General features: G+C 45.0%; 4 protein-coding genes. All 4 read left to right on the forward strand.

From position 1 onward, the window contains the following. Window positions 1–13: 13 nt before the first annotated feature. Window positions 14–151, forward strand: coding sequence for a DUF2528 family protein (locus tag WH50_RS25945; protein WP_423808479.1), 138 nt, complete (start codon window positions 14–16; stop codon window positions 149–151). A gap of 72 nt (window positions 152–223) precedes the next feature. Then, a complete protein-coding gene (locus tag WH50_RS26250) occupies window positions 224–388 on the forward strand; it encodes a protease FtsH-inhibitory lysogeny factor CIII (RefSeq protein WP_133251444.1) in 165 nt (54 codons plus the stop codon). Then, window positions 372–500 carry a host cell division inhibitory peptide Kil gene (kil, locus tag WH50_RS26255; RefSeq protein ID WP_423808478.1) on the forward strand — a complete coding sequence of 43 codons (129 nt, stop codon included), beginning with the start codon at window positions 372–374 and terminating at the stop codon, window positions 498–500. The genes WH50_RS26250 and kil overlap by 17 nt, the downstream gene beginning before the upstream one ends. Continuing rightward, window positions 455–635 (forward strand): host-nuclease inhibitor Gam family protein (locus tag WH50_RS27085; protein ID WP_223718874.1); only part of this gene is annotated, 181 nt, incomplete at its 3' end. The genes kil and WH50_RS27085, both read left to right, overlap by 46 nt.

Here is a 635-nt window from a genome sequence, read left to right on the forward strand (position 1 = left end):
TGCATATGGTGTTGTGTGTGAGTGCGACTGGAATGATGGAAATGGTCAGGAAGGATGGCCTCCAATGGATGGTAGCGAAGGAATAAGAAGTACCGATATCGATACATCAGGAATATTTGATTCAGATGATATGACTATCAAGGCCGCCTGAGTGCGGTTTTACCGCATACCAATAACGCTTCACTCGAGGCGTTTTTCGTTATGTATAAATAAGGAGCACACCATGCAATATGCCATTGCAGGGTGGCCTGTTGCTGGCTTCCCTTCCGAATCTTTACTTGAACGAATCACCCGTAAATTACGTGACGGATGGAAACGCCTTATCGACATACTTAATCAGCCAGGAGTCCCAAAGAATGGATCAAACACTTATGGCTATCCAGACTAAATTCACTAGCGCCACTTTTATTGGCGATGAAAAGATGGTTCGTGAAGCCGTCGACGCTTATAAAAAATGGATATTAATACTGAAACTGAGATCAAGCAAAAGCATTCACTAACCCCCTTTCCTGTTTTCCTAATCAGCCCGGCATTTCGCGGGCGATATTTTCACAGCTATTTCAGGAGTTCAGCCATGAACGCTTATTACATTCAGGATCGTCTTGAGGCTCAGAGCTGGGCGCGTCACTACCAGC

The sequence above is a fragment of the Pokkaliibacter plantistimulans genome (assembly GCF_003194385.1).
GTDB classification, from domain to species: Bacteria; Pseudomonadota; Gammaproteobacteria; order Pseudomonadales; family Balneatricaceae; genus Pokkaliibacter; species Pokkaliibacter plantistimulans.